Source organism: Odoribacter sp. N54.MGS-14, assembly GCF_000980295.1.
GTDB classification, from domain to species: domain Bacteria; phylum Bacteroidota; class Bacteroidia; order Bacteroidales; family Marinifilaceae; genus Odoribacter; species Odoribacter splanchnicus.
In genome coordinates, this window is sequence record NZ_LARL01000151.1 from 1 (window position 1) to 1,345 (window position 1,345).

Here is a 1,345-nt window from a genome sequence, read left to right on the forward strand (position 1 = left end):
TCACAGGTTGATCAAAACATAACACGTCAACCCGATATTTTCCCTCTTCCCAAAAATTACTTAGTCCGGCCCCTAAATCCAAGGCAAAACAAAGCAAACGCTTTCCTTCCCGATTCGGAACGTAATAATTTCCTTTAGCTATTCGACTCGCTTTTAATATACCATTAGTATCAAATACATTAATCAAAAATTCATACGTCCATTCACCCGATAAAAAATTCTCAGCCACCAGATAAAACCGTACATCTTTCAACCCCTTGGCTGAAAAAGCCTGATACGAATGAGGACGTTGTACATCAGGAGCCTCCTCCACGCATTTGTCAAATCCTATATCCAACAACTGGAAGTAATCCCGGAACGAATTGTGCGATTCCAATAAATGGATTTCATCCGACACCCCGGCCTGCCCGTTTATCATCACTTGTACCCGGTAGATTCCCTCTTGAAACCGAAAGTTTGTAAAATCCTCAGCCGAAAAAGTAGTTGAAAAATGAAAAATGAAATCCATTTCAGGGATTGTAACCTTTCCACCTTTTTGTGCTACCAGCACAGGTTGATCCTCATGCATATATATCAAAGCAGCCACGATCTCCGCATCCCAGGGTTTCTCATCAAACTGCTTGTTTATCACTTCCGTGTCCACGAATAAAGTTTCGATCTCGTTCAATCGAAAAACCGTACGATAATGCTTGTTTCCGGTAAAATCAATCACCTTGCTACAACTCGTACGAATACTTTTGAATTTGAAATTTATATCTGTAACAGTCTGATTCTTTGACGCTTTTGATTTTTTAGCCTTCTCCACCATAACTCGTTTGTTTTTACATTCGTTTTTCAATCCCCCATCCCATCTCACTTGCATTCAAAATTAGTTTTATTTTTTATAAAAGACTACTTTTGCAACGTAATTATTTAAGATAGTGTCCCCAAAAGTGTGTAAATCCTTTCTTTTTTCATCTTTGCAAATCTATTCATTTTTAATAAAATAATCTTGATTCTAAAAAATTATAAATAGGGTATTTATAAATATCCGCGTTTTGAGCCACGGTCCCCATCAGTAGAATGACGGCCTGTGGATTCGGCATGGCCCCTCTCATGTTAATAACCCTCTTATAATCCCTGTTCAGTCTTTCGATCCAGTTCGTGGTATAAATCATTCCCCTGATTTCCCTTTCATATTTGAAGTATGTAAAATAAAACCTGTACCTGTCGTGCTGGTATCTCTTTAGCGGCGGGTAACTCTTTTGCCACCTTTGTATGAACTCCTTAAATACACCGAATGCCTTTTCCGGCGTGATGTCCCATTGGTCAGGAGAGCAGATTTGTTTGAGTTCCTCCATAACCT

2 protein-coding genes are annotated in these 1,345 nt (G+C 39.0%); both read right to left on the reverse strand.

Going from position 1 to position 1,345, the window contains the following annotated elements:
- A partial coding sequence (locus tag WS42_RS14680) for a hypothetical protein (protein WP_046451362.1) occupies positions 1 to 862 on the reverse strand: 862 nt, incomplete at its 3' end.
- A 115-nt stretch (positions 863 to 977) separates the two neighbouring features.
- A partial coding sequence (locus WS42_RS14685; RefSeq protein WP_046451343.1) for a transposase occupies positions 978 to 1,345 on the reverse strand: 368 nt, incomplete at its 5' end.